The 24,587-nt window shown below is 70.2% G+C and carries 24 protein-coding genes; 13 read left to right on the forward strand and 11 right to left on the reverse strand.

The window, feature by feature from the left end; all coding sequences use genetic code 11:
- Nucleotides 1–20: 20 nt before the first annotated feature.
- The gene (gene era / locus OG293_RS24710) at nucleotides 21–962 is read left to right on the forward strand and encodes a GTPase Era (protein WP_406000967.1); all 942 of its coding nucleotides are present in this window, start codon (nucleotides 21–23) and stop codon (nucleotides 960–962) included.
- Nucleotides 963–1,070: 108 nt separating this feature from the next.
- Here the strand turns inward: era and OG293_RS24715 are convergent, their stop codons facing one another.
- Both OG293_RS24715 and OG293_RS24720 read right to left on the reverse strand, forming a co-directional pair.
- A complete protein-coding gene (locus OG293_RS24715; RefSeq protein WP_406000968.1) occupies nucleotides 1,071–1,337 on the reverse strand; it encodes a protealysin inhibitor emfourin in 267 nt (88 codons plus the stop codon).
- A gap of 25 nt (nucleotides 1,338–1,362) precedes the next feature.
- On the reverse strand, nucleotides 1,363–2,430 hold the full coding sequence (locus OG293_RS24720; protein ID WP_406000969.1) for a M4 family metallopeptidase: 1,068 nt from the start codon (nucleotides 2,428–2,430) through the stop codon (nucleotides 1,363–1,365).
- Between the two features lie 294 nt (nucleotides 2,431–2,724).
- Between OG293_RS24720 and leuA the strand changes: the two genes are divergently transcribed.
- On the forward strand, nucleotides 2,725–4,494 hold the full coding sequence (gene leuA, locus OG293_RS24725) for a 2-isopropylmalate synthase (RefSeq protein WP_406000970.1): 1,770 nt from the start codon (nucleotides 2,725–2,727) through the stop codon (nucleotides 4,492–4,494).
- Nucleotides 4,495–4,755: 261 nt separating this feature from the next.
- Nucleotides 4,756–5,448: a TerB family tellurite resistance protein gene (locus OG293_RS24730; RefSeq protein WP_406000971.1), complete on the forward strand. Its 693-nt coding sequence runs from the start codon at nucleotides 4,756–4,758 to the stop codon at nucleotides 5,446–5,448.
- Nucleotides 5,449–5,582: 134 nt separating this feature from the next.
- Here the strand turns inward: OG293_RS24730 and OG293_RS24735 are convergent, their stop codons facing one another.
- On the reverse strand, nucleotides 5,583–6,944 hold the full coding sequence (locus OG293_RS24735; protein ID WP_406000972.1) for an FAD-dependent oxidoreductase: 1,362 nt from the start codon (nucleotides 6,942–6,944) through the stop codon (nucleotides 5,583–5,585).
- A 252-nt stretch (nucleotides 6,945–7,196) separates the two neighbouring features.
- Between OG293_RS24735 and OG293_RS24740 the strand changes: the two genes are divergently transcribed.
- The 6 genes from OG293_RS24740 (at nucleotide 7,197) to OG293_RS24765 (ending at nucleotide 11,878) form a co-directional block, all read left to right on the forward strand.
- Nucleotides 7,197–7,562: a winged helix-turn-helix transcriptional regulator gene (locus tag OG293_RS24740; RefSeq protein ID WP_406000973.1), complete on the forward strand. Its 366-nt coding sequence runs from the start codon at nucleotides 7,197–7,199 to the stop codon at nucleotides 7,560–7,562.
- A gap of 124 nt (nucleotides 7,563–7,686) precedes the next feature.
- Nucleotides 7,687–8,931: an MBL fold metallo-hydrolase gene (locus tag OG293_RS24745; protein ID WP_406000974.1), complete on the forward strand. Its 1,245-nt coding sequence runs from the start codon at nucleotides 7,687–7,689 to the stop codon at nucleotides 8,929–8,931.
- A 128-nt stretch (nucleotides 8,932–9,059) separates the two neighbouring features.
- A complete protein-coding gene (locus tag OG293_RS24750) occupies nucleotides 9,060–9,893 on the forward strand; it encodes a hypothetical protein (protein ID WP_406000975.1) in 834 nt (277 codons plus the stop codon).
- A 65-nt stretch (nucleotides 9,894–9,958) separates the two neighbouring features.
- On the forward strand, nucleotides 9,959–10,228 hold the full coding sequence (locus OG293_RS24755) for a DUF1905 domain-containing protein (protein WP_406000976.1): 270 nt from the start codon (nucleotides 9,959–9,961) through the stop codon (nucleotides 10,226–10,228).
- Nucleotides 10,229–10,277: 49 nt separating this feature from the next.
- The gene (gene recO, locus OG293_RS24760) at nucleotides 10,278–11,024 is read left to right on the forward strand and encodes a DNA repair protein RecO (RefSeq protein WP_406000977.1); all 747 of its coding nucleotides are present in this window, start codon (nucleotides 10,278–10,280) and stop codon (nucleotides 11,022–11,024) included.
- Between the two features lie 14 nt (nucleotides 11,025–11,038).
- The gene (locus OG293_RS24765) at nucleotides 11,039–11,878 is read left to right on the forward strand and encodes an isoprenyl transferase (RefSeq protein ID WP_406000978.1); all 840 of its coding nucleotides are present in this window, start codon (nucleotides 11,039–11,041) and stop codon (nucleotides 11,876–11,878) included.
- 186 nt (nucleotides 11,879–12,064) lie between these two features.
- On the opposite strand, the gene OG293_RS24770 is transcribed toward OG293_RS24765, so the two are convergent.
- Genes OG293_RS24770 through OG293_RS24785 form a run of 4 tightly spaced genes read right to left on the reverse strand, consistent with a single transcriptional unit; the run spans nucleotide 12,065 to nucleotide 15,246 of the window.
- Entirely contained in the window at nucleotides 12,065–12,496 is a 432-nt protein-coding gene (locus OG293_RS24770; RefSeq protein WP_406000979.1) for a Fur family transcriptional regulator, read from the reverse strand.
- 55 nt (nucleotides 12,497–12,551) lie between these two features.
- Entirely contained in the window at nucleotides 12,552–13,454 is a 903-nt protein-coding gene (locus OG293_RS24775; RefSeq protein WP_406000980.1) for a metal ABC transporter permease, read from the reverse strand.
- 2 nt (nucleotides 13,455–13,456) lie between these two features.
- Nucleotides 13,457–14,221 carry a metal ABC transporter ATP-binding protein gene (locus OG293_RS24780; protein ID WP_406000981.1) on the reverse strand — a complete coding sequence of 255 codons (765 nt, stop codon included), beginning with the start codon at nucleotides 14,219–14,221 and terminating at the stop codon, nucleotides 13,457–13,459.
- Between the two features lie 41 nt (nucleotides 14,222–14,262).
- Nucleotides 14,263–15,246: a metal ABC transporter substrate-binding protein gene (locus tag OG293_RS24785; RefSeq protein ID WP_406000982.1), complete on the reverse strand. Its 984-nt coding sequence runs from the start codon at nucleotides 15,244–15,246 to the stop codon at nucleotides 14,263–14,265.
- Nucleotides 15,247–15,447: 201 nt separating this feature from the next.
- Between OG293_RS24785 and OG293_RS24790 the strand changes: the two genes are divergently transcribed.
- From OG293_RS24790 to OG293_RS24800, 3 genes are all read left to right on the forward strand, one after another.
- Complete coding sequence (locus OG293_RS24790; protein ID WP_406000983.1) at nucleotides 15,448–16,830, forward strand: glycine--tRNA ligase; 1,383 nt, start codon at nucleotides 15,448–15,450, stop codon at nucleotides 16,828–16,830.
- A 284-nt stretch (nucleotides 16,831–17,114) separates the two neighbouring features.
- Nucleotides 17,115–17,318 carry a hypothetical protein gene (locus OG293_RS24795; protein ID WP_406000984.1) on the forward strand — a complete coding sequence of 68 codons (204 nt, stop codon included), beginning with the start codon at nucleotides 17,115–17,117 and terminating at the stop codon, nucleotides 17,316–17,318.
- A 461-nt stretch (nucleotides 17,319–17,779) separates the two neighbouring features.
- The gene (locus OG293_RS24800) at nucleotides 17,780–17,980 is read left to right on the forward strand and encodes a DUF6243 family protein (RefSeq protein ID WP_406000985.1); all 201 of its coding nucleotides are present in this window, start codon (nucleotides 17,780–17,782) and stop codon (nucleotides 17,978–17,980) included.
- Nucleotides 17,981–18,040: 60 nt separating this feature from the next.
- Here the strand turns inward: OG293_RS24800 and OG293_RS24805 are convergent, their stop codons facing one another.
- The 4 genes from OG293_RS24805 to OG293_RS24820 form a co-directional block, all read right to left on the reverse strand.
- Nucleotides 18,041–18,292, reverse strand: a complete 252-nt coding sequence (locus OG293_RS24805) for a hypothetical protein (RefSeq protein ID WP_406000986.1) — start codon at nucleotides 18,290–18,292, stop codon at nucleotides 18,041–18,043.
- A 113-nt stretch (nucleotides 18,293–18,405) separates the two neighbouring features.
- Nucleotides 18,406–19,581: a hypothetical protein gene (locus OG293_RS24810; protein ID WP_406000987.1), complete on the reverse strand. Its 1,176-nt coding sequence runs from the start codon at nucleotides 19,579–19,581 to the stop codon at nucleotides 18,406–18,408.
- Between the two features lie 40 nt (nucleotides 19,582–19,621).
- The gene (locus OG293_RS24815) at nucleotides 19,622–20,338 is read right to left on the reverse strand and encodes a dioxygenase (RefSeq protein ID WP_406000988.1); all 717 of its coding nucleotides are present in this window, start codon (nucleotides 20,336–20,338) and stop codon (nucleotides 19,622–19,624) included.
- Nucleotides 20,339–20,496: 158 nt separating this feature from the next.
- Entirely contained in the window at nucleotides 20,497–22,893 is a 2,397-nt protein-coding gene (locus tag OG293_RS24820) for an ATP-binding protein (protein WP_406000989.1), read from the reverse strand.
- Between the two features lie 466 nt (nucleotides 22,894–23,359).
- Here OG293_RS24820 and dusB point away from each other — a divergent pair, with 466 nt between their 5' ends.
- Nucleotides 23,360–24,544, forward strand: a complete 1,185-nt coding sequence (dusB, locus tag OG293_RS24825; protein ID WP_406000990.1) for a tRNA dihydrouridine synthase DusB — start codon at nucleotides 23,360–23,362, stop codon at nucleotides 24,542–24,544.
- Nucleotides 24,545–24,587: the final 43 nt, after the last annotated feature.

The following is a 24,587-nucleotide window of genomic DNA, read 5'->3' on the forward strand; positions in this document are numbered from 1 at the left end:
GATCAGGGACAATGGCCCCCATGAGCGCTCGTACTGATGAGAACAACGCCCCGCACCGGGCCGGCTTCGCCTGCTTCGTCGGCCGCCCCAACGCGGGCAAGTCCACCCTCACGAACGCTCTGGTCGGCCAGAAGGTGGCGATCACCTCCAACCGGCCGCAGACGACCCGGCACACCGTGCGCGGCATCGTGCACCGCCCCGAAGCGCAGCTGATCCTGGTGGACACCCCGGGCCTGCACAAGCCGCGCACGCTGCTCGGCGAACGGCTGAACGACGTGGTGCGCACCACCTGGGCCGAGGTCGACGTGATCGGCTTCTGCCTGCCCGCCGACCAGAAGCTCGGCCCCGGCGACCGCTTCATCGCCAAGGAGCTCGCGGGGATCAGGAAGACCCCGAAGGTCGCGATCGTCACCAAGACCGACCTGGTCGACTCCAAGACCCTCGCCGAGCAGCTGATCGCCATCGACCGGCTCGGCAAGGAGCTGGGCATGGAGTGGGCGGAGATCGTCCCGGTCTCGGCGGTCGGCGACAAGCAGGTCAAGCTGGTGGCCGATCTGCTGATCCCGCTGCTGCCGGAGGGCCCGACCCTCTATCCGGAGGGCGACCTCACGGACGAGCCCGAGCAGGTCATGGTCGCCGAGCTGATCCGCGAGGCGGCGCTCGAGGGCGTACGGGACGAGCTGCCGCACTCCATCGCGGTCGTCGTCGAGGAGATGCTGCCGCGCGAGGACCGCCCGGCGGACAAGCCGCTGCTGGACATCCACGCCAACGTCTACATCGAGCGCCCCAGCCAGAAGGGCATCATCATCGGCCCGAAGGGCAAGCGTCTGAAGGAGGTCGGGATGAAGTCCCGCCACCAGATCGAGGCGCTCCTGGGCACACCGGTCTTCCTCGACCTTCATGTGAAGGTCGCCAAGGACTGGCAGCGCGACCCCAAGCAACTGCGCAAGCTGGGCTTCTGACGCCGGGGCTCCGGCCCGCCTCCCGCTGCCGCGCGCATCGCCGTCACGGCGGGCGACCGGCCGGACCGGCCGCGGACCCGGTCGCCGCCGGTCCCGCGACCGGTCCGGTCACGCCCCTTCCTTGAGCACCCGCGAGATCAGTTCCCGCTGGGGCTCCGACAGCCGCGGATCGGAGCAGTGGACGGTCCGCCCGTCGACCGTGATCTCGTAGCTGAAGCCGTCCGGCACCCCCGACGACGGTGTGCCCCGGCCGTCGGCCAACGCCTGCTCGGCCAGGGCATGCCACTCGCCCGCATCGGTCCGCCCGGTGGTGTCCACCTCGGCGAACCGCTCGATTCCGGCGAACCCTCCGGTGCGCCTTACCTGGATACGCATGGGTCCTGTCTAGTACGAGAACGCCTCAGTTGGTAGGCACCCCGACCTGGGACCACGCCTTCAGCAGCGCTTCCTGCTCCCCGCCCTCGCCATAGCGCGCACGGGCCGCCGTCACAGTGAGGGCCGCGAAGTCGGAGAACTGCGCGGTGGAGGAGAGCTCCCCGCCGGTCAGCACGTCGTACCAGATCTGGCCCGCCCGCTCCCACGCATTGCCGCCCAGTGCGGTGGCGGCCAGGTAGAAGGCGCGGTTCGGGATACCCGAGTTGATGTGGACGCCGCCGTTGTCGCGGCCTGTCCTGACGTAGTCCTCCATGGTCGCCGGCTGCGGGTCCTTGCCGAGGACGTCGTCGTCGTACGCCGTGCCCGGCTCCTTCATCGATCGCAGCGCGACACCCGTCACATTGGGGCCCAGCAGGCCCGCGCCGATCAGCCAGTCGGCCTGGTCGGCGCTCTGCCCCAGGGAGTACTGCTTGATCAGCGAGCCGAAGACGTCCGACATGGACTCGTTCAGCGCCCCCGACTGACTGAAGTACTCCAGATTCGCGGTGTACTGCGTGACACCGTGGGTGAGCTCGTGACCGATCACGTCCACGGGCAGGGTGAAGTCCAGGAAGAGGTCGTTGTCGCCGTCTCCGAAGACCATCCGCTCGCCGTCCCAGAAGGCGTTGTCGTAGTTCTCGCCGTAGTGGACGGTCGCGTTCAGCGGCAGACCGGAGTCGTCGATCGATCGGCGTCCGTACGCCTTCAGATAGAGCTCGAACGTCGCGCCCAGGCCCGCGTGCGCACGGTTGACCGAGGCGTCCTGCGAAGGGTCGTCCCCTTCGGAGTGCACCTTCGTCCCCGGCACGGTCTCGGTGTGCCCGGCGTCGTAGATCGTGCGCTTCGGCTTGTCCGACACCGCGGCGCCGGCGACAGGCGCCAGGCCACGGACCGTGGTGATGCGGCGGCGGGTGCGCTGGAGGGCGTCGTGTTCAAGGGTGCGGGCGGCGGGATCGGCGATCGCGGGGTCCTCGGCGCGGGCCAGCTTGTCGAGGAGATGGGGCGGCACGATGGTGCAGAAGACCGGGTTGACCCGGCGGGCGTTTGCGTCCATGCGGGCGACTGTGGCACTGAGTCACCGTGCTGTCACTAGTTGCCACCATGATTAATGAAATGGAGTGATGGATCACTGTTTAGCGGACAGTCAGGCTCTGTCCCGCATACTGATACGGGACCGCCGTCCTCACGCCGCTCGGCTAGGCTGCCTCCATCATGCGTTTCGGGCTGCTTCTTCTTAGCTGCCGCGGCGAGGGCCTGTAGTCGTAGGCCGACCCCCTCCCCGCGGGATCTGGTGCTGCTTCGACTCAGTCGGCCGTCCTTTCGATGGACCCCGAGGAGCCCTACGCAAATGTCTGACAACTCTGTCGGCCGCCCCACGCCGGTCACCAATGCGACCCACACCCAGAAGCCGTCCGGGATGCCGATCCACAAGTACGGCTCGTACGAGGCCGTGGACATCCCCGACCGCACCTGGCCGGACAACCGGATCACCAAGGCCCCGCGCTGGCTGTCGACCGATCTGCGCGACGGCAACCAGGCCCTGATCGACCCCATGTCGCCGGCGCGCAAGCGCGAGATGTTCGATCTGCTGGTACGCATGGGCTACAAGGAGATCGAGGTCGGATTCCCGTCCTCCGGCGAGACCGACTTCGCGTTCGTACGCTCCATCATCGAAGAGGGCGCGATCCCCGAGGACGTGACGATCTCCGTCCTGACCCAGGCGCGCGAGGACCTGATCGAGCGCACCATCGAGTCCGTCGTCGGCGCCCACCGCGCCACCGTGCATATGTACAACGCCACCGCGCCCACGTTCCGCCGGGTCGTCTTCCGCGGCTCGAAGGACGACATCAAGCAGATCGCCGTGGACGGCACCCGGCTGGTGATGGAGTACGCCGAGAAGCTGCTGGGCCCGGAGACCACCTTCGGCTACCAGTACAGCCCCGAGATCTTCACCGACACCGAGCTGGACTTCGCCCTGGAGGTCTGCGAGGCCGTCTGTGACGTCTGGCAGCCGGAGCAGGGGCGCGAGATCATCCTCAACCTGCCGGCCACGGTGGAGCGTTCGACCCCGTCCACGCATGCCGACCGGTTCGAGTGGATGTCGCGCCATCTGACCCGCCGTGAGCATGTCTGTCTGTCCGTGCACCCCCACAACGACCGTGGCACCGCCGTGGCCGCCGCCGAGCTGGCCATCATGGCCGGAGCCGACCGCATCGAGGGCTGTCTGTTCGGGCAGGGCGAGCGCACCGGCAACGTCGACCTGGTGACGCTGGGCATGAACCTGTTCTCGCAGGGCGTCGACCCGCAGATCGACTTCTCGCAGATCGACGAGATCCGTCGCACCAGCGAGTACTGCAACCAGATGGAGATCCACCCGCGCCACCCGTACGCGGGCGATCTGGTCTACACCGCCTTCTCCGGCTCCCATCAGGACGCCATCAAGAAGGGCTTCGACGCGCTGGAGGCCGACGCGGCGGCGCAGGGCAAGACCGTCGACGACATCGAGTGGGCCGTTCCGTATCTGCCCATCGACCCCAAGGACGTCGGCCGTTCCTACGAGGCGGTCATCCGGGTCAACTCCCAGTCGGGCAAGGGCGGCATCGCGTACGTCCTGAAGAACGAGCACAAGCTGGACCTGCCGCGCCGGATGCAGATCGAGTTCTCGAAGATCATCCAGGCCAAGACCGACTCCGAGGGCGGCGAGGTCACGCCCCAGGCGATCTGGTCGGTCTTCCAGGACGAGTACCTGCCCAACCCGCAGAACGGCGCGGCCCGATGGGGACGGATCCAGCTGCGTTCCGGCCAGTCCACCACCGACAAGGACGGCATCGACACCCTGACCGTCGAGGCCGTCGTGGACGGTACCGAGACGGTGCTGACCGGCTCCGGAAATGGCCCGATCTCGGCGTTCTTCGAGGCGCTGAGCGCGGTGGGTGTCGACGCGCGGCTGCTGGACTACCAGGAGCACACGATGAGCGAGGGCGCGTCCGCGCAGGCCGCGTCGTACATCGAGTGCGCGATCGACGGCCAGGTCCTGTGGGGCATCGGCATCGACGCGAACACCACGCGGGCATCGCTGAAGGCGGTCGTCTCGGCGGTCAACCGGGCGGCCCGCTAAGGGCTTGCCGGGAAGCGACCCCTTGATTCCCAGCAAGCCCTGAGGGAGGGCCCGCCCCGGCTCCGGCCGGGGCGGCGGTCCTTCGTCGCCGGACGGGCGCGATTCAGCCCGTCCGGCGATTGCTGTCGGGGCCAGGAAATGTCAGGGTGTGGAATCGGCCATGTCCTGGCGTTCCCCCGTCGGGGTGCTGACGGCGCATCATCGGTGTGGCTAACATCACGTCAACGCGGCAACGTTGCCGGAGCGTTACGGAGGTGCGACGTGCAGCCAGACCGGGGACCGTTCAGCCGAAAAATGCTGGTCTGCGGCGTTCATACCTCTTGGAACACAGTGGGGGACGGCGAGTTCTTCTGCTCCGAGTGCGGAGGCGACCGGAACTACCGCCGTCGCACGGGCCGCCGCCGCTTCACTCTTCTCGGTGTTCCGCTGCTGCCGCGCGGTCTCGCAGGCCCGGTCGTCGAATGCGCCGCCTGTCACGGCCATTTCGGGACGGAAGCCCTCGATCACCCCACCACCGCTCGTTTCTCCGCGATGCTCCGCGACGCAGTCCACACCGTCGTCCTCGCTGTCCTCGCCTCCGGCGGCACCTCCTCCCGCCCGGTCCGTGAGACCGCCGTCGCCACCGTCCGCGCGGCGGGGCTCGACGACTGCACCGAGGACCAGCTCACGGGCCTGATCGAGGCGCTCGCCGCGGACACCGGCCGCTACGTCACCGACAGCGGGCCCTATGGCGCGGCCCTCGCCATCGAACTGCACGAGGCGCTGGAGCCACTCGCCCCCCATCTGGCACCCGCCGGGCGGGAGTCGATCCTGTTGCAAGGCGCGAGAATCGCCCTCGCCGACGGTCCGTACAGCCCGGCGGAGCGCGAGGTGCTGACCACGGTCGGCGCGGCGCTCCAGCTTTGCGCGGACGACACGGCCCGGCTGCTGGCCACGGCGCGCACCCCCTTCTGACCGCTCCGGAGCGGCCCTCCCGGGATCCGGTGTGCTCCCTGCATCCTCCGGGTCCTGAGCACGGGAGTGGGGGCTGGCCCGGGGCTCCGGGCCCGGACCCCCCTCACCGATCCGGCCTGATCCAAAAGAGGGGCCTAAGCGCCGCTCGCCCGGAGCATCCCCTCGCGAGAGACGATCTTGACCCGCTCGCGCCCCTCCGCCTCGCCCAGCGCCCGCTCCGCCTCGTCCAGGCGGTGCCAGCCCTCCCATGTCGTGTAGGAGACGCCCTTGCCCTCCAGGAAGGCGACGATCGCCTCCTCGTCGGGCGCGGCCGGCGCGTGGAGGCGCCCGTTGCCGTGGTCGTCGAGCAGGTTCGCGACCGTCTCGTTCGCGTCGCCCTTGGTGTGGCCGATGAGCCCGACCGGGCCGCGCTTGATCCAGCCGGTCACATAGGTCGACCGGAGGTGCTCGCCGCCCTCGATGACCCGGCCGCCCTCGTGCGGGACGGTGCCGGAGACGAAGTCGAAGGGGAGCTTGGGCAGTTCGTCGGAGAGATAGCCGACCGCCCGGTACACGGACTGCACGTCCCAGGTGCGGAACTCGCCCGTGCCCGTGACATTGCCCGTGCCGTCGAGCCGGGTCCGCTCCGTACGCAGCCCGGTCACACGGCCGTCCTCGCCGACGACCTCGGTCGGCGATTCGAAGAAGTGCAGGAACAGCTTGTGCGGACGGTTGCCGACATCGCGGATCGCCCAGTTCTCCAGCGTCTTCGCGACCATGTCCGCCTGCTTGTTGGCGCGGCGGGTGGCGATCGAGCCCTCGTCGTAGTCGATGTCCTCGGGGTCGACGATGACCTCGATGGTGGGGGAGTGGTCGAGCTCCCTCAGCTCCATGGGGCTGAACTTCGCCTGCGCGGGGCCACGGCGTCCGAAGACATGGACTTCGAGGGCCTTGTTGGCGGCGAGACCGTCGTACACGTTCGGCGGGATCTCGGTCGGCAGCAGCTCGTCCGCGGTCTTCGCGAGGATACGGGCAACGTCCAGGGCGACATTGCCGACGCCGAGCACGGCCACCTTCTCGGCCTCCAGCGGCCAGGTGCGGGGGACGTCCGGGTGGCCGTCGTACCAGGACACGAAGTCGGCGGCTCCGTAGGAGCCGTCGAGGCCGATGCCCGGGATGTCCAGCGCCCGGTCCGCGTCCGCGCCCGTGGAGAAGATCACCGCGTCGTAGAACTCACGCAGATCGTCGAGGCCGATGTCGCTCGGGTAGTCGACATTTCCGAAGAGGCGTATCTGCGGCTTGTCGAGCACCTGGTGGAGGGCGGTGATGATGCCCTTGATGCGGGGGTGGTCGGGCGCCACGCCGTAGCGGATCAGGCCGAACGGCGCGGGCATCCGCTCGAAGAGGTCGATGGAGACGCCGGGCTCGGCGGCGGCCTCGGACTTCAGCAGGGCGTCGGCGGCGTAGATCCCGGCAGGGCCGGCACCGACAATCGCGATCCGCAGAGAGCGGGGCATGAATGGTTCCCTTCGAACGAGGTCCACGGGGCGTGACCCGGTAGCTGAGGCGGCCCGGCGTGTGCGGAGGGAGCCGACTCCCGTCCGCCACCCTGGCAACGAAGCTCGCGCCGCGGTACCCGCCCTGTGCCTATGAGCCCATAAGCCTGATCTATGACCCGCACCTGGGAAGGAGCGGGGTAAGGACACCCTAACCGGCCGCGTTTCCGGGTCCACGGGCGCCCCGTTCCTCTTAGCGAGGAGACTCGGCGTATGCATCTGAGCAAGACGAATCCGTACTCCGCCGCATGCTCCAGCCGGTCGTTGATCGATCTCATCGGCGCCAAGTGGACGATTCTCGTCATCGGCTGCCTGACCCGGGGGGTGCGGAGGTTCGGCGAGCTGGCCGCCGAACTGGACGGGGTCACGCCGAAGGCGCTCACCCAGACCCTGCGCCAACTCGAACGCAACGGTCTGATCCGTCGCACCGTGCACCCGGTGATCCCGCCGCATGTCGAGTACGAGCTGACTCCGCTCGGCCACACGCTGCGCGCCCCGCTGGAGGCGCTGCTCGGCTGGACCGACGAGAACATCGAGGTGTGTCTCGCGGCACAGCGCGGCTATGACGCCGACGTCTGAGCTGCACCGTTTCCTCGCGGATAGCCACTATCAAGAAAGTGCAATCTTCAACCACAAGGCGTGAATCCCTAGCGTGACCGCAGTGCCGACACGACAACGGCACCCGGCCACCAGGGAGTACGTCATGTGTGAAGAAGAGCAGCAGCCGCAGCCGCCGTCCCGCCGGGGCGTCCTGCGCTGGGGCGCCGCAGCCGCCGCCGTACCGGCAGCCGCGAGCCTGGCCGTCGCGGTCTGGCCGTCGCAGAGCGCGGCCGGCGCCGCAGCCGGAACCGCGGGCGGCGGTGGCGCGTTCTACCGGACCGCCCGCGGGGACACCTTGCGCAGCATCTCCGCCCGCTTCCTCGGAACCGAGCAGCGCTGGACGGAGCTCTACCGACTGAACCGGCAGGAGCTGGGCCGCAGCGGCGAGCCGCGGGCAGGGCAGCAGCTGGTGCTCCCGGAGTCGCCCGACGGCGCCGCCACCCGCGGCTTCGCCCCGCTCCCCGCCACCGCGAAGCCGCTGCCCGTACCCCCCGAGGGTTACCGGCTCGACCGCATCGGCGACAACTTCTACGCCGTGACCGCCGGAGGCACCCAGGCCGCGTTCCTCGTCACCACCGCCGGAGTCGTCGTCATCGACGCCCCGCCCTCGCTGGCCGAGGCGCTCCCGGCCGCGATCCGCCGCGTCACCGGCAAGAAGGTGACCCACCTCGTCTACAGCCACGACCATGCCGACCACACCGCGAACGCCTCGGCGTTCGGCGACGTCGTCCGTATCGCGCACACCGCGACGGCGGAACGCATCAAAGCCAACCAGGACCCCGGCCGCCCGATGCCCACCGTCACCTTCACCGACCGCTACCGGCTCGACCTGGGAGGTGAGCGACTGCTGCTCAGCTACCCCGGCGCCAACCACGAGACGGGCAACATCCTCATCCACGCCCCGCGTCAGCGTGCCGCGATGATGGTCGACGTCGTGATGCCCGGCTGGGCACCCTTCCGCGCCTGGGGCACCGCCGACAGCGTCCCCGGCGTCCTGCGCGCCCACGACCAGCTCGCCCGTATGGACATCGACACCTACATCGGCGGCCATGTCCACCGGCTCGGCACCAAGGAGGACATCAAGGTCTCCCGCGAGTTCGTGCGCGACCTCTGGAAGGAGACGAGCGGCGCGATCGCCGCGACCGACATGGGCCCGTTCTTCGGCAAGGTCGAGGCGGGCAACAACTGGGCCGGCTTCGACCTCTACCTCCAGGCCGTAGCCGACAAGGTGGAGCCGGTCATCCACCGCAAGTGGCTGGGCCGCCTCGGCGCGGTGGATGTCTTCACCCGTGAGAACGCGCTCACCGTCGCGCTCTCGCAGATCGTCGACGCGCCCCGCGACCTCTGATCCGGCCCTGGCGCCGGTCCGGCCGGTCCGAACGCGCTGCCGGTCCCGCATAGCGGGGGCGGGCGTCACGGGGCACGCTGGAGGCAGGGGAAACCGCGAACTGATCGCCGGGCCCAGAAAGGCCCCCCATGAACACAGGCGCAGTCACAGCACCCGGCGGCCGTCTCGACAGCCTCCTCGACAGTCCGCTCATCGGGATGTCCCCCTGGATCCTCTTCTCGGTTCTGGTCGGACCGGGCCGCTTCGAAGTCTCGGTCGTGCTCGCACTCGCGGCGGCCGTGGTGATCTTCGTTGCGGGACGGGTCATCCACCGCGGGAGCGCGATCAAGATCCTCGAAGTGTCCGACGTGATCTTCTTCGCCGCCCTGGCCGCGATCGGAGCCGCCGCGTCCCCTGGCACCCACCGGTGGCTGGAGACGTACGCGGGCGAGGTATCCAACATCGCGCTGGCGGTCATCGCCTTCGGCTCCATGGCGATCGGGGTGCCGTTCACGATCCAGTACGCGCGGGAGCGGGTCGACCGCGAGTACTGGGACTCGCCCGACTTCCTCCGCGCCAACTACGTGATCACGGCCGTCTGGGGGCTGGCCTTCCTTGTGGCGGCCATGGCGGGCGGGTTCGGCGATCTCGTCCTCCACAACCCGAACAACCTCTGGACCGCGTGGATAATCCAGATCGCCGCGATCGTCGCCGCCTTGCGCTTCACCCAGTGGTACCCGCAGGTTGTCCGCAGCCGCCGCACCGGCCGGCCGGCGCCGCCGGTGCGCGGTCTGCTGACCCCGCTGGTCGGTCTGCTCATCCCGGTGGGCATCGTCGTCCTGATCTTCGACGCGGCCGCCTCGTGGTTCGGTGTCGCGCTGATCCTCACCGGGGTGGTGCTGGCCCGTGCCATCAACAAGGACATCGAGATGACGCGCACCCATGGAAACCGGCGGACCCACGGAAGCCGACGGGCCCATTGAATTCATGCTCCAGTTGCATTCACCTGAAGGCGATGAGTTCCGGGGGCCCGCGCAGTCCTACCGCTATGGACAGACAATTCACCGCAACGCTGCGGAAGAGCCCGGAAAAGGGCGGCTGGACGTATCTGGTGTGGCCGGAGTCCGTCGAATACTTCGGCACTCGGGGCCTGGTCAAGGTGAGGGGCACGATCGACGGGCACCCGTTCCGGAGCTCGTTCATGGCGCTCGGGGACGGGACGCACAAACTGCCGGTGAAGGCGGATGTGCGCAAGGCGATCGGCAAGGAGGCGGGGGAGGCGGTGACGGTGCGCCTGGAGGAGCGCGTGGAGGATTGACCCCCGATCCGATGGCGGTCGGCGGCGGCCGGTACGGGACAATGGCCGCATGAGCCTGTTCCGTGACGACGGCGTCGTGCTGCGCACCCAGAAGCTGGGCGAGGCCGACCGCATCATCACGTTGCTCACGCGCGGGCACGGCCGCGTGCGGGCCGTTGCCCGCGGGGTGCGGCGGACCAAGTCCAAGTTCGGGGCGCGGCTGGAGCCCTTCTCACACGTCGATGTGCAGTTCTTCGCCCGCGGCAGCGAACTCGTCGGCCGGGGGCTCCCCCTCTGCACCCAGAGCGAGACCATCGCCGCGTACGGCGGCGGCATCGTCACCGACTACGCCCGCTACACCGCCGGCACCGCCATGCTGGAGACCGCCGAGCGGTTCACCGACCACGAGGGCGAACCGGCCGTCCAGCAGTATCTGCTCCTTGTCGGCGCCCTGCGTACTCTCGCCCGTGGCGAACATGCGCCACATCTCATCCTCGATGCCTTCCTTCTGCGCTCCCTCGCAGTCAACGGCTACGCCCCCAGCTTCGATGATTGCGCCAAATGCGGCCTTCCCGGGCCGAACCGCTTCTTCTCCGTCGCCGCGGGCGGGGTCATATGCGGCGACTGCCGGGTGCCCGGCAGCGTCGTACCCTCAGCGGAGGCCATCGGTCTGCTCAGCGCGCTGCTGACCGGTGACTGGCCCATGGCGGACGCGTGCGAAGCGCGCCACGTCAGAGAGGGGAGCGGGCTGGTGTCGGCCTATCTGCACTGGCACTTGGAGCGCGGGCTGCGCTCGCTGAGATACGTAGAGAAATAGGAGATGTGAGCCGCATGGCACGACGCGGAATCCTGGGCCGGTCCCGCCGCGAGTACAAGATCCCCGAGCCGCACCCCTCCGGCGCCCGCCCCCCGAAGATCCCGGGCGAGCTCGTGCCGAACCATGTGGCGTGCGTCATGGACGGCAACGGCCGCTGGGCCAAGGAGCGCGGGCTCCCCCGCACCGAGGGGCACAAGGTGGGCGAGGGCGTCGTCCTCGACGTGCTCAAGGGCTGCTTGGAGATGGGCGTCAAGAACCTTTCCCTGTACGCCTTCTCGACCGAGAACTGGAAGCGCTCGCCGGAGGAGGTGCGCTTTCTGATGAACTTCAACCGGGACGTCATCCGCCGCCGCCGCGACGAGATGAACGACCTGGGCATTCGTATCCGCTGGGTGGGCCGGATGCCGAAGATGTGGAAATCCGTCGTCCAGGAACTCCAGATCGCGCAGGAGCAGACCGTCGACAATGACGCGATGACGCTGTATTTCTGCGTGAATTACGGCGGGCGTGCCGAGGTCGCGGACGCGGCGCAGGCGATTGCGCGGGATGTCGCGGTGGGGAAGCTGGACCCGTCGAAGGTGAATGAGAAGACCTTCGCGAAGTACCTGTACTACCCGGACATGCCGGACGTGGACCTGTTCCTGCGCCCGAGCGGCGAGCAGCGTACGTCCAACTACCTGATCTGGCAGAGCAGTTACGCGGAGATGGTGTTCCAGGACGTGCTGTGGCCGGACTTCGACAGGCGGGACCTGTGGCGGGCCTGCCTGGAGTACGCGCAGCGGGACCGGCGGTTCGGGGGAGCGATCCCGAACGAGGAGCTGGAGGCGATGCGGGGAAGGCCGGAGGGGGCGTGAGCGCTCCGGGGTGGGTGGGCTTGCCCCCCACCCCGCCTCTCCCCGCGGTGCCGGGTACCCGCTCACGCCCGTACGGCGACTGAGGACGGGCCCGCACCGCGGACCGGGGGCGCGGGGCGGGGCCCGCACCCCGCCGCCTCCGTGGTCACCCGGGCCGAGGGGCCCGGGGCCGAGCCCCGAAAAGCACTACTCGGGCCGGGCCGCGCACTCCGCGCACGTGCCGAAGATCTCCACCGTGTGCGCCACATTCACATACCCGTGCTGCGCCGCCACCGTCTCCGCCCACTGCTCCACCGCCGGCCCCTCGACCTCCACCGCCTTGCCGCACATCCGGCACACCAGGTGGTGGTGATGGTCGTCCGTCGAGCAGCGGCGGTAGACCGACTCGCCGTCGGACGTCCGCAGCACATCCACCTCGCCCGCGTCCGCGAGCGACTGCAGCGTGCGGTAGACCGTGGTCAGCCCCACCGAGTCGCCGCGGTGCTTGAGCATGTCGTGGAGCTCCTGGGCACTGCGGAACTCGTCCACCTCGTCGAGCGCCGCCGCTACCGCGGCACGCTGCCGGGTCGACCGGCCTCGCACTGGGGCGGGATTCCCGCCCGTTGGCGCCGTCACCACAGGTGCCTCCTCGCCTCGCCCGCACATCCGTCGGGCCATTCTGCCAGGCTCGCCGTCAGACCTTCACGTCGTCGCCCGGCTGACGGCTGCCGGGCATGTCCGCCATGTCCGCCGGGCACTGCGCCGCGTTCGTTTCCGTCGCCCGCGCGCGTAGCCTCGCCAGGGGAGCCGCGAGCGCGGTCAGCGTCACGAAGACCGCGATGGCCATCAGTACGATCGTCGCTCCTGGAGGCACGTCCTGGTAGTAGGAGGTCGTGGTTCCGGCCAGCGTCACGGCCACGCCGATCCCCACGGCCAGCGTGAACGTAGCCTTGAAGGAGCGGGACAGCTGCTGGGCCGCGGCCACCGGCACCACCATCAGGGCGCTGACCAGCAGCAGCCCGACGACGCGCATGGCCACGCTCACCGTGACCGCCGCCGTGACGGCGATCAGCAGGTTGAGCGCCCGCACCGGAAGCCCGGTCACCCGCGCGAACTCCTCGTCCTGGCTGACGGCGAACAGCTGCCGCCTCAACCCCACCGAGACCAGCACGACGAACGCGGCGAGCAGCGCGATCGCGGTGAGGTCCGCGTCGGAGACCGTCGAGAGCGAGCCGAACAGGAACGAGCTCAGGTTCGCCGTGGACCCGCTGTCGGAGATGTTGATGAGCAGGACACCGCCCGCCATGCCCCCGTAGAAGAGCATCGCGAGCGCGATGTCCCCCCGGGTGCGTCCGTACGCCCGGATCAGCTCCATGGTGACCGCGCCCGCGACCGAGACGATCGTCGCCATCCAGATCGGGTTGGCCGACAGCAGGAAGCCGAGGCCGACGCCGGTCATGGCGACATGGCCGATGCCGTCGCCCATCAGCGCCTGCCGGCGCTGCACCAGGTAGATACCGATGGCCGGCGCGGTGATGCCGACCAGCAGGGCTGCGATCAGCGCCCGCTGCATGAAGGCGGTCTCGAGGATTTCCATGATCAGGTCAGCAGTCCCGTGCGGAGCGGCTCGTCGGCCGCGTGCGGATGTACGTGGTCGTGGCCGGGCAGTGCGTGCTGGCCCACGGCCTCCGGCGGCGGCCCGTCATGGACCACGCAGCCGTCGCGCAGCACGACCGCGCGGTCGATCAGCGGCTCCAGTGGTCCCAGCTCGTGCAGGACCAGCAGGACCGTGGTCCCGGCGGCGACCTGCTCGCGCAGTGTCCCGGCGAGGATCTCCTGGCTGGCGAGGTCCACGCCCGCCATGGGCTCGTCCATGATCAGCAGTTCGGGGTCGGAGGCGAGCGCGCGGGCGATCAGCACCCGCTGGTGCTGGCCGCCGGACAGGGCACTCACCGAGTCCTTGGCGCGGTCGGCGAGCCCGACGAGCTCGATGGCCCGTCGTACGGCCGCCCGGTCGTTCTTGGAGAGCCGGCCCAGCCGCGTCCGGGACAGGCGGCCCGAGGACACGACCTCGTGCACGGTGGCGGGCACACCGCTCGCGGCGGTCGTGCGCTGCGGTACGTAACCGATCCGCGACCATGCGCGAAAGCGTCGCTGCTCGGTGCCGAAGAGGGTGATCTCGCCGCTCGTGAGCGGCACTTGGCCGATCATGGAGCGCACGGCGGTCGACTTGCCCGAGCCGTTCGCGCCGAGCAGCGCTACGACCTCGCCACGGTGGACCGTGAGATCGATACCGCGCAGTACGGGCCGCGAGCCGAGCGTGGCCTGGGCCCCGCGGAGGGTTATGACGGGTTCCAGGGCCATGTCTCGTGCCTCCGATGCCTGGTGGGCCGCTTCCTGGTGTGTCACTTCGCGCCGAGAGCTTTCTGCAGAGCCGCGAGGTTGGACTTCATGACTTCGAGGTAGGTGCGGCCCTTGGACTTGTCGGTGATTCCTTCGAGCGGGTCGAGCACGTCCGTCTTCAGGCCGGTGTCCTCGGCGAGCGTCCTGGCGGTCTTGTCGCTGGCGAGGGTCTCGAAGAAGACCGTCGTGACCTTGTCCTGGGCCGCGACGGCCTGGAGCTCCTTGATACGGGCCGGGCTGGGCTCGGACTCGGGGTCGATGCCCGAGATGCCCTCCTGGTCCAGGCCGTACCGTTCGGCGAGGTAGCCGAAGGCGGAGTGGGTGGTGATGAACGTCTTGGTGGTGGTGTCCTTCAGACCCCGCCGGTAGTCGGCATCCAGTCCGTCCAGCTTCGTGACCAGCGCGTCCGTGTTCCTCTTGTAGTCCGCGGCGTGGTCCGGGTCAGCCTTTTCCAGAGACTTTCCGACGCCCCTGGCGACTTCGGCGTACTTCACGGGGTCGAGCCAGATGTGCGGGTCGGCGCCCGACTCGCCCTCGTCGTCGTGCTTGTCGTCGTGCTTGTCGTGGCCGGGCTCGTCGGTGCCATGGCTGTGGCCGCCCTCGGTGCCGTGGTGCTCCAGCGTGGTGAGGGTGGCGGCGTCGATCCTGTGCTTCGCCTCGGACTGGGCGATGGCCTTGTCGACGGCGGGCTGGACGCCCTTGAGGTAGAGGATGAAGCCCGCCTCGTTCAGCTTGGCGGTCTGGCGGGGGCCGAGCTCCAGATCGTGCGGCTCGATGCCCGGCTTGGTGAGACTGGAGACGGAGACATGGTCGCCGCCGATCTCCTGCGCGAGATACTGCATGGGGTAGAAGGACGCCACCACTGACAGCCTGCCGTCACCGTCCCTGCCGTCGGTGGTGGGCGCGGAGCAGGCGGAGACGGCCACGAGGCCGAGGGCCACGGCCCCGGCGGTGGCCGTGGCGGGTATGAGGCGGCGTACGTTCATGACACTCATTTTCAACAAAACTGGAAACGATTGTCAACAACGCTTCCGGGCTGCCCCTCTCCCCTAACCGATTTGATCCGGGGGGTGCGGCCGCCGGTAACCTGAAGCATTCGCCCGCCCGTCTCCCGACCACCACCCCTCACCGAGGCGCTCCGCGCCGCACCTGTTTATTCCCGTCGTCGTCGTAATGAAGAGAGCACCGTGGCCGCCGACAAGATCGACACCATCGTCAACCTGAGCAAGCGCCGTGGCTTCGTCTACCCGTGCAGTGAGATCTACGGCGGTCAGCGTGCCGCCTGGGACTACGGGCCGCTGGGTGTCGAGCTGAAGGAGAACCTCAAGCGTCAGTGGTGGCGCTACATGGTCACCTCGCGCGAGGACGTCGTCGGTATCGACTCGTCGGTGATCCTGGCCAGCGAGGTGTGGGAGGCCTCCGGCCACGTCGCCACCTTCACCGACCCGCTCACCGAGTGCACCTCCTGTCACAAGCGCTTCCGCGCCGACCACCTGGAGGAGGCGTACGAGGAGAAGCACGGCAAGGCCCCCGCGAACGGCCTCGCGGACCTGAACTGCCCCAACTGCGGCAACAAGGGCACCTTCACCGAGCCCAAGCAGTTCTCCGGCCTGCTGGCCACGCACCTCGGCCCCACCCAGGACTCCGGCTCCGTCGCCTATCTGCGCCCCGAGACCGCCCAGGGCATTTTCACCAACTTCGGCCAGGTCCAGCAGACCTCCCGCAAGAAGCCGCCGTTCGGCATCGCCCAGATGGGCAAGTCGTTCCGGAACGAGATCACGCCGGGCAACTTCATCTTCCGCACCCGCGAGTTCGAGCAGATGGAGATGGAGTTCTTCGTCAAGCCCGGCGAGGACGAGCAGTGGCAGGAATACTGGATGGAGCAGCGCTGGAACTGGTACCGCGACCTTGGTCTCCGTGAGGAGAACATGCGCTGGTACGAGCACCCGGCCGAGAAGCTCTCCCACTACTCCAAGCGCACCGCCGACATCGAGTACCGCTTCCAGTTCGGCGGCAGCGAGTGGGGCGAGCTCGAGGGCGTCGCCAATCGCACCGACTACGACCTCTCCGCGCACTCCAAGGCGTCCGGCCACGACCTGTCGTACTTCGACCAGGAAGCCGGCGAGCGCTGGACCCCGTACGTCATCGAGCCCGCCGCCGGTGTCGGCCGCGCCATGCTCGCCTTCCTTCTCGACGCCTACAACGAGGACGAGGCCCCGAACGCCAAGGGCGTCATGGAGAAGCGCACCGTCATGCGCCTCGACCCGCGCCTCGCGCCCGTCAAGGTCGCCGTGCTGCCGCTGTCCCGCAACCCGCAGCTCTCGCCGAAGGCCAAGGGCCTCGCCGCCGATCTGCGCAAGAACTGGAACATCGAGTTCGACGACGCGGGCGCGATCGGCCGCCGCTACCGCCGCCAGGACGAGATCGGCACGCCGTTCTGCGTCACCGTCGACTTCGACACCCTCGACGACAACGCCGTGACCGTGCGCGAGCGCGACACGATGAAGCAGGAGCGCGTCTCGCTGGACCAGATCCAGCAGTACCTGGGCAGCCGTCTGCTCGGCTGCTGACGCTTGTCGCTTCGCCTCTCACGAGGACAGAGGCCGGCCGGGCCCGCAGCCCGGCCGGCCTCTGCGCGTTCCTGTGTCCCCGTGTTCGCGGGCAACGGCCCGCGGGCGCGGGGGAGTTCACCGACACGCCGCGCCGGGCCGCCGCAGGTCGCGGTGGTGCCACGCTTCCCGGAAGGTGGAGCCTGAGCGCCCCGAGGGCGACGGATGGGGCAACAGCGCAACAAGGGTGTGCTGTTGATGTTGGAACTGCTGCACACTGGGCGCACTCGTCACCAGGAGGAACGATGCCGTCCATGACCACGAGCAAGGTCAGCAGATGGGATCAGCACGGCCGTGAACACGTCGTGCACGTCACGAAATCGGGCATGCAGCGCACGCTGACCTGTGACACCTGCGGCTGGCGCAAGGGGGCGCAGTTCCTGCCGTGGCTCAAGGCCGAGGAGCATCTCACGGAGGCACACCAGGCGACGGTCGACCCGAGCGCCTGAGCCGCACGAGGCGGGCGCAGGGCGGGGAGGGAGAGGGGGGTGGGGCGTCGGGCTGACCGGCGGCCCCGCACCGGGCACCCGCGCGCCCGGGCACCCGGGCACCCGGGCACCCGCGGTCACGCACATGCCCGCGGCCCCGCACCTGTGGGTCACGTGCCGGGAGGTCGTTCTCCGCGTGGCGCCCGGTCGTGCGAGGCGTCAGCCCCTCAGGCCGCGCAGTTCGTTGATCAGCAGTTCGTTGATCAGCAGTTCGTTGTGCCCCATCATGTGCCGTCGCCGTCCGCAGACCGTCACCTCATGCCACATCTCACCCGAAAAGCTGGTGCCCGCCGCGCCCCCGGCGCGGTACCGTTCGGTCCATGTATGCGCATCTCCCGATCTACGAGTGAGAGGGCGGCGGTCGACACCGCCCCCCGTCGGACGAATTCCCAGTCACTCCTCACCCTCAATGGGAGACCCTCATGGCCAAGAGCCGGAACAACCTCCTCGGCGTGGGCGGACAGCGCAAGAAGCTGTCCCGCGCCGACCAGCAGGGCAACGGCCCCGCACGCAACGCCGACCGCAAGACGGCCGCCGACCAGAAGCAGGAGCTGCTGCGCAAGATGCGCGAGCGCGCCCAGGGCGGTGGCGAGCAGGAGCCGCCGCAGGAGGAGCAGGCCTGATCAGAGCCGTGGGCCCGGACCGTACGAAGCGGTCCGGGCCCACGGTCGTGTCCGGCCCCCTCAGCTCACCGTGCGGGGCGGACGCAGGCTCAGCAGCACCGTCAGCGCGACCATCGCCACCTGCACGAGCAGCGAGACCGTCAGCGCGTCGCGCATCCCCGCCGAAGCGGTCGGTGACAGGAACAGCGAGCCAAGAGCGGCCACGCCCGGCGCCGGCGCGGACTGCTCCAGGCGCTGGCGCTCGCCGCGGTCCGACGCCCGCCCGACGCCCGCCCGGGGTCCGCCCGGGGTCCGGTTACGGACCGGGAACACGCACTCCGGCGATCGAAGCACGGCACCGGCACGGCGCGGCACCGCCCTGGCACGGCAGCGGGCCCGGACCACGTGAGGTGATCCGGGCCCGCTCTGCCTTCCTGTGGCGGTATTCAGCCTTTGCGGCCGGTGAACCGGGTCACCGTGGGTACGAGATCGCCCTGCTTGGCGATCCCCACGGTCCACAGGTCGGCACTGTGCGGGACCGTGCTGAAGCCCCGCACCACCACACGGGGATCAGCGGTCTTCTCCCAGCAGTGCCGCCGGCTGTCCCAGCGCAGGGCGACGGAGACGGCGCCCTTGCCGCCCACCGCCCACAGCGTGCCGTCCCCTGACCGCCCGACGGCACGGAGCCGGCCGTCGGCGATGTCCGGTGTGGTGGCTTCGGTCCACTTCGTGCCGTCCCAGTGCGCTGCGTAGGGGCGCTCCACGCCCCCCGAAGTGGCGCCGCCCACCGCCCAGATGTCGTGGGAGGCCAGCGCGGTGATCCCGCCGGCCCAGCGGTCCTCGCCGCTCTTGCCCGCGGGGGCGGCCACGCGCTTCCAGGACGTGCCGTCCCAGTGCAGCAGCAGAGCGGTCTGATCGGTGGTGCCGGTGCCGAAGGAAGTGCCGGCCGCCCAGATGTCGTCGGGCGCGAGCGCGGCGAGGCCGGTGAGTTCCCCCTTGCCGACCTTGGGCAGGGCCTGCCGGCGCCAGGCCGATCCGTCCCAGGTCTGGATGGCGGGTACGGCGTTCTTGGCGGACTCTTGCACCGCGCGGCCGGCCGTCCAGACCTTGCCGTCGGACGTCGTGGCCACCGCGTCGGGCAGAACGGGGCCGGCCGGGTCGCGGTCCAGGTTGCGTGTCGTCCAGGACCTGCCGTCCCAGTGTGCCGCCGTCGCGCCGACGGCCCAGATGTCGCGGGGCGACCTGACGGCGAGGGCCTGCGGGAAGGTGTCGCGCGGGAGCGTCGACTCCCGCGCCCAGGCAGTGCCGTTCCAGCGCAGGGCCAGCGCCTCCGGCTCGGTCGCGCTCTTGAGGCGGTACCCCACGGCCCACGCCTGTGTGCCGCTGAGCGCGGCCACGGCCGTCAGGTCGCCCTTCGCCACGGGGACGGGCGTCTGCTGCCACCGCCCGGCGGCCCGGGAGGTGGCAGCAGAGATGTCGGAACCGGCGGGCGCGGCCGGGGAACCGTACACGCGCGTATCGGTGAGGGCCAGGCCGCCGGCCGCGATGACGCCTGCGACGAGGCAGGCGATGAGGGGTGTCCGGCCGATGTTCGGGCGCCGGGACGACGTGCTCTTGTGCATCACGAGAATCCTTGGGTGCTCGGGGTGATCGGCGGTCGGTCTACTGGACCGTGGTCTTGATGACGAAGTCGAAGGCGCCGGTGTAGGCACCGCCGGTCGGACCCGCGAGGGCGATGGTGCACGCGCGGTTGAGGATCCCGTCGGAGGCGTTGAGCGCCGCGAAGTCCCTTCCGTACGCCCGGGTGTCGTCCGGGAAGTACAGCTGGGTGACCAGGACGGGTCCGCGGGGAGCCTGGACCTGAGTGTGGATGTGGGGTGCACGGCGGCCCCAACGGCCCCAGTAGTCACGGGGGATGATCGTGCGAAGCCGGAACGCGCCCCGGCTGTTGGTGTACTGATGGCCGCGGAGCGAGAAGCCGGACATGTCGTAGTCGCCGTTCTGGTCGCACTGCCAGAACTCGATGAGCGCACCGGGAAGCGGCGTGCAGGCGGTGTCGTAGACGACGCCGGTGAGGTCCAGCCGCACCCCGCTGACCGCCGGAGTGATCAAGTCACCCCGCTCGGGCGACTGCGGCTTGAAGAGCGGACCCTCCATCGCCGCGGGGGTCTCATGACCGTCGCAGGCGGGTGTGACGGCGACGGGACGTCCCGCCAGGCGGGCCGCCGTGACAGCGGTCTCGGGGGCGGCGGCCGGCGAAGTCGGGGCTGCACCTGTCGCCGCGAGGGCGGCGGCGGTGACACCCGCCGAACTCGTTCTGATGAACGCCCGCCTGGAGCTGGTGTGCCCGCCGTCCGCGTCCTGGTCGTCGTGCCGCATCGCGTCTCCTTGCCGGATTCGTCTCGCTCGGCAGGGCATTCCGTGGGGGGAAGAAACCCGGATCCACGTCGACGGGTCCTTGGAATGACCTGTTCCGGCCCAGCTTGGCCGGTGCGGCGCGCGTACGGATCGATCGGATGACCGGCAGGCTCAGCGCGTTACGAAACCCCGCCCCGGCGCGCGTCGGGGTGTCGAGGGTCGTGGCCGGGCGGAGGAGCGGGCGGGGAGGTGTCCGGGGAAGCGGGCGCGTCGCCGGGGCGGATGCGGGCCACCCACAGGGCTATCTGCGTACGGGAGCGCATACCGAGCTTGTCCCGGACCTTGTCGAGATGGGTGGCGACGGTGCGCGGCGACAGGCCGAGCCGGGCGGCTATCTCACGGTTGGTCAGCCCCTCGGTCACCAGACGGGCCACCGCCGACTCGCGCCCCGTCAGCAGCGGTCCCACGCCCCCCGCTCCCACGACCCCCGTTCCCACGACCCGCGCCGGGCCGTCGTCGCCCCCGTGCAGCGCGTACGCGCACATCTCTTCCCAGGACAGCCGCCGCCCGCGCGCCACCGCCGCCTCTCTCGCCGTCGGCGTCAGTGCCGCATCCGCTCGCGCCACCGTTTCCTCGACCTGCCGGCGCCACTCGCTCTCCGGCTCGGTGTCCGTCCGCCTGCGCGCCTGCGCACAGGCGGCGAACAGCCGCAATGACCGTTTCAACTCGCCGCGTCCGGCCGCCACCATGGCGAACCCCTCCAGCGGGTACAGCGCGTGGAAGCTTTCGCCGGGAACCGTGCGCAGCCCCTCGGCGAACAGATCCTCGGCCGCGCCGAGATCGCCCAGGACGAGCCGGATCGCACCCGCGGTGTGCAGCGCTGCCGCCGACTGGCTCCACGGCGAACGGCCCCTGAGCTCGGGCAGGCACAAGGCCATCAGCGCATCCGCCTCGGCGGCTCTGCCCGCGTGCAGCCCAGGCCAGGTGGTGCCGGCACCAGGCGGTCTCGTGAGGGCTGCCGAGCGTGGTGACGATGTCCAGACAGGCGGCCAAGTCGGCGAGGCCGCGGCTTTGGTGTGCTCCCCGGCGCACACCAAAGCCGCGGCCCGCGCGTCCAGGGCGTTGGCGAGTCCGGCGGGGTTGTCGCCCTGCCGTTCGACGGTCACCGCCCGCTCCGCGAGATGCAGCGCCGCCTCGCGGTCGGCCTGCTGGCAGGCGGCACGTGCGGCGAGCGCCAGGGCTGTGCCGCCGCTGTGCCGGACACCGCCGTGCCCCAGTACGCCGGCCAGCAGCGCGCGGGTGACCGTCGGTTGCTCCTGCCGGAAGGCCACCCGTGCCAGCGCGATCGCCAGCCCGGTGTGCGCCGCTTCGTCCCGGCCGGCGGTGTGGGCGACGGCCGCCGCGAGGTTCTCCCGCTCCTCGGCCGGCGGCTCGGCCAGCTGGTCGGCGTAGACCATGCCCTCGGAGGCCGCTGTCAGGCCGGTCAGCCGGTCGACGGCCCGCTGCCAGGTGTCGTGCAGCTCCCCTGCGGCGGTGAGGCGGTCCAGGGCGTAGGCGCGGATGGAGTTCAACTGCCTAAAGCGCGCCGGTTCTTCGGCCTCCCGGCCCGGCAGACGTACCATCAGCGACTTGGCCTCCAGCGCGCACAGGACACGCAGGACGTCCCCCGGCCGTGTCCCGGCGTCGGCGCAGACGGCCTCGGCCCCAGCGGCGTCGAAGCCGCCGACGAGGACGGCCAGCCTGCGGAAGAGCCTCTGTTCCTCCAGGCTGAGCAATCGATGGCTCCAGTCGATCGCGGCGGCCAGCTCGCGATGACGGCCGGGCCCGGTTCTGCTGCCGTCGGTCAGGAGAGCGAGCCGGTCGTCCAGCCCGGCCAGGATGTCGCCCAGAGGGAGGGCACCCGTGCGGCGGGCCGCCAGCTCGACGGCCAGGGGCAGGCCGTCCAGGCGGCGGCAGATCTCCGCCACCGTACGGGCGTTGCCGGCATGAAGGGTGAATCCGGGGGCGCGGCTTGCGGCGCGCTCCACGAAGAGGCGTACCGCGTCGGCCTGAACGACCGCTGCCGGATCGTCCTCGCCGACTGCCGGTGAAAGGGACAGTTCGCCGAGGCGGAACACGACCTCGCCGGGCACGCGCAGCACTTCGCGGCTGGTGGCGAGGATGCTCAGCCGGGGGCACCGGCTCAGCAGTTCGGCCGCCAGCCGCGCGCACGGCTCCGCCAGATGCTCGCAGTTGTCCAGGATCAGCAGCACCCCGCGGTTGCCCAGCGCATGGGCCAGTGCCTCGGCACCCGTGCGTCCGGCACGCTCGCCGACGCCCAGCGAGGCCGCAACCGCCTGCGGCAGCCGGGCTCCGTCGTGGACCGAGTCCAGCTCGACCAGCCGGGCGGCGCGGCCGTCCCCGGCGCGCGGGCCCGCGGCGAACTCCAGGGCCAGCCGCGTCTTGCCCACTCCGCCGGGCCCGGTGAGGGTCAGCAGCCGCGAGCCCTTGAACAGGGTGCGAAGCCGGGACAGTTCGCTCTGGCGGCCGACGAAGGAGTCCAGCGCCCGGGGCAGTTCGCTGCCCGGGACGGGCACGTCGTGAGGAGCCCCGGGGGCGGCTGAGCCCCTCGGCTTGGTGGAGCTCCGGCCGTGCCGGGCCGCGCGGCGGCGGAAGGCTCGCTGTCTGCAGGCGGCGGAGCAGTAGCGGGCGGGCCGGCCGCCCCGTGCAGGCCGGTCGCCCTCCGCGGGCCCGCTCCCCGGTCGCCGGCCATGCCCGGCAAGCTCGGTCCCGCATGTCTCGCACGTTCGCGTCGGGCTCATCCGACGCATCCTCGCCCACCGGCGGCCGATGGGACCACCGACTGCGGTGAAGGTGAGCCACGCCCCATGGAGGCTGTGGACCGGCTGTGGACGGGATGAGCAGGCTCATGCAGCAGTGGACGGGCTGAGCAGGCTCATACAGCAGCTGTCCGGCACGAGCGGCCGCCGTCGGTGTGTGAGCTCGGGCATACGTGGATAGTGCGGCTAACTAACGACTGCCGTCGTGCGCGACAATGGGCGAATGACCACGCTCGCCCCGCCCTCCTCGACGCTCACCACGCCTGCCCCGGCCCCGACGCCCTCGACGCTGAAGATCGGCCCGCACAGCGTGCAGCCCCCCGTGGTGCTCGCGCCCATGGCCGGCATCACCAATGCGCCGTTCCGCACGCTGTGCCGGGAGTTCTCCGGCGGCAAGGGACTGTTCGTCAGCGAGATGATCACGACGCGGGCGCTGGTCGAGCGCAATGAGAAGACCATGCAGCTCATCCACTTCGACGCGACCGAGACCCCGCGCTCCATCCAGCTGTACGGAGTGGATCCGGTGACCGTCGGCAAGGCGGTCCGCATGATCGTGGACGAGAACCTCGCCGACCACATCGACCTGAACTTCGGCTGCCCGGTCCCGAAGGTGACCCGCAAGGGCGGCGGCTCGGCCCTTCCGTACAAGCGGCCGCTGCTGCGCGCGATCCTGCACGAGGCGGTGTCGAACGCGGGCGATCTGCCCGTGACGATGAAGATGCGCAAGGGCATCGACGACGACCACATCACCTACCTCGACGCGGGCAGGATCGCGGTCGAGGAAGGTGTCACGGCCATCGCGCTGCACGGCCGCACCGCGGCGCAGCACTACGGAGGCACGGCCGACTGGGACGCGATCGCCCGGCTCAAGGAGCACGTCCCGGAGATCCCGGTGCTCGGCAACGGCGACATCTGGTCCGCGGACGACGCGCTGCGGATGGTGCGCGAGACGGGCTGTGACGGAGTGGTCGTGGGGCGCGGCTGCCTGGGGCGGCCGTGGCTGTTCGGCGACCTGGTGGCGGCGTTCGAGGGTACGGGCATGTACGCGACGCCGACGCTGAAGGAGGTCGCGGCCGTCATGCGGCGGCACGCCGAGCTGCTGGGGGAGTGGATCGGCGACGAGGCGCGCGGGGTGATCGACTTCCGCAAGCACGTGGCCTGGTATCTGAAGGGCTTCGCGGTGGGCTCCGAGATGCGCAAGAAGCTGGCGGTCACGTCGTCGCTGGCGGAGATGGACGCGCATCTGCAGGAGCTGGACCTGGAGCAGGCGTGGCCGGTGGGGGCGGACGGGCCGCGCGGGCGTACGTCGGGGAACAACCGGGTTGTCCTGCCGGACGGGTGGCTGAAGGATCCGTACGACTGCGCGGGGGTCGGCGCGGAGGCGGAGCTGGACACCTCGGGGGGCTGACGCGGGAGACGCGGCTCGGGCCGTCCGCCCAGGACGCGGGGGC

Source organism: Streptomyces sp. NBC_00829, from assembly GCF_045161795.1.
Taxonomy (GTDB): domain Bacteria; phylum Actinomycetota; class Actinomycetes; order Streptomycetales; family Streptomycetaceae; genus Streptomyces.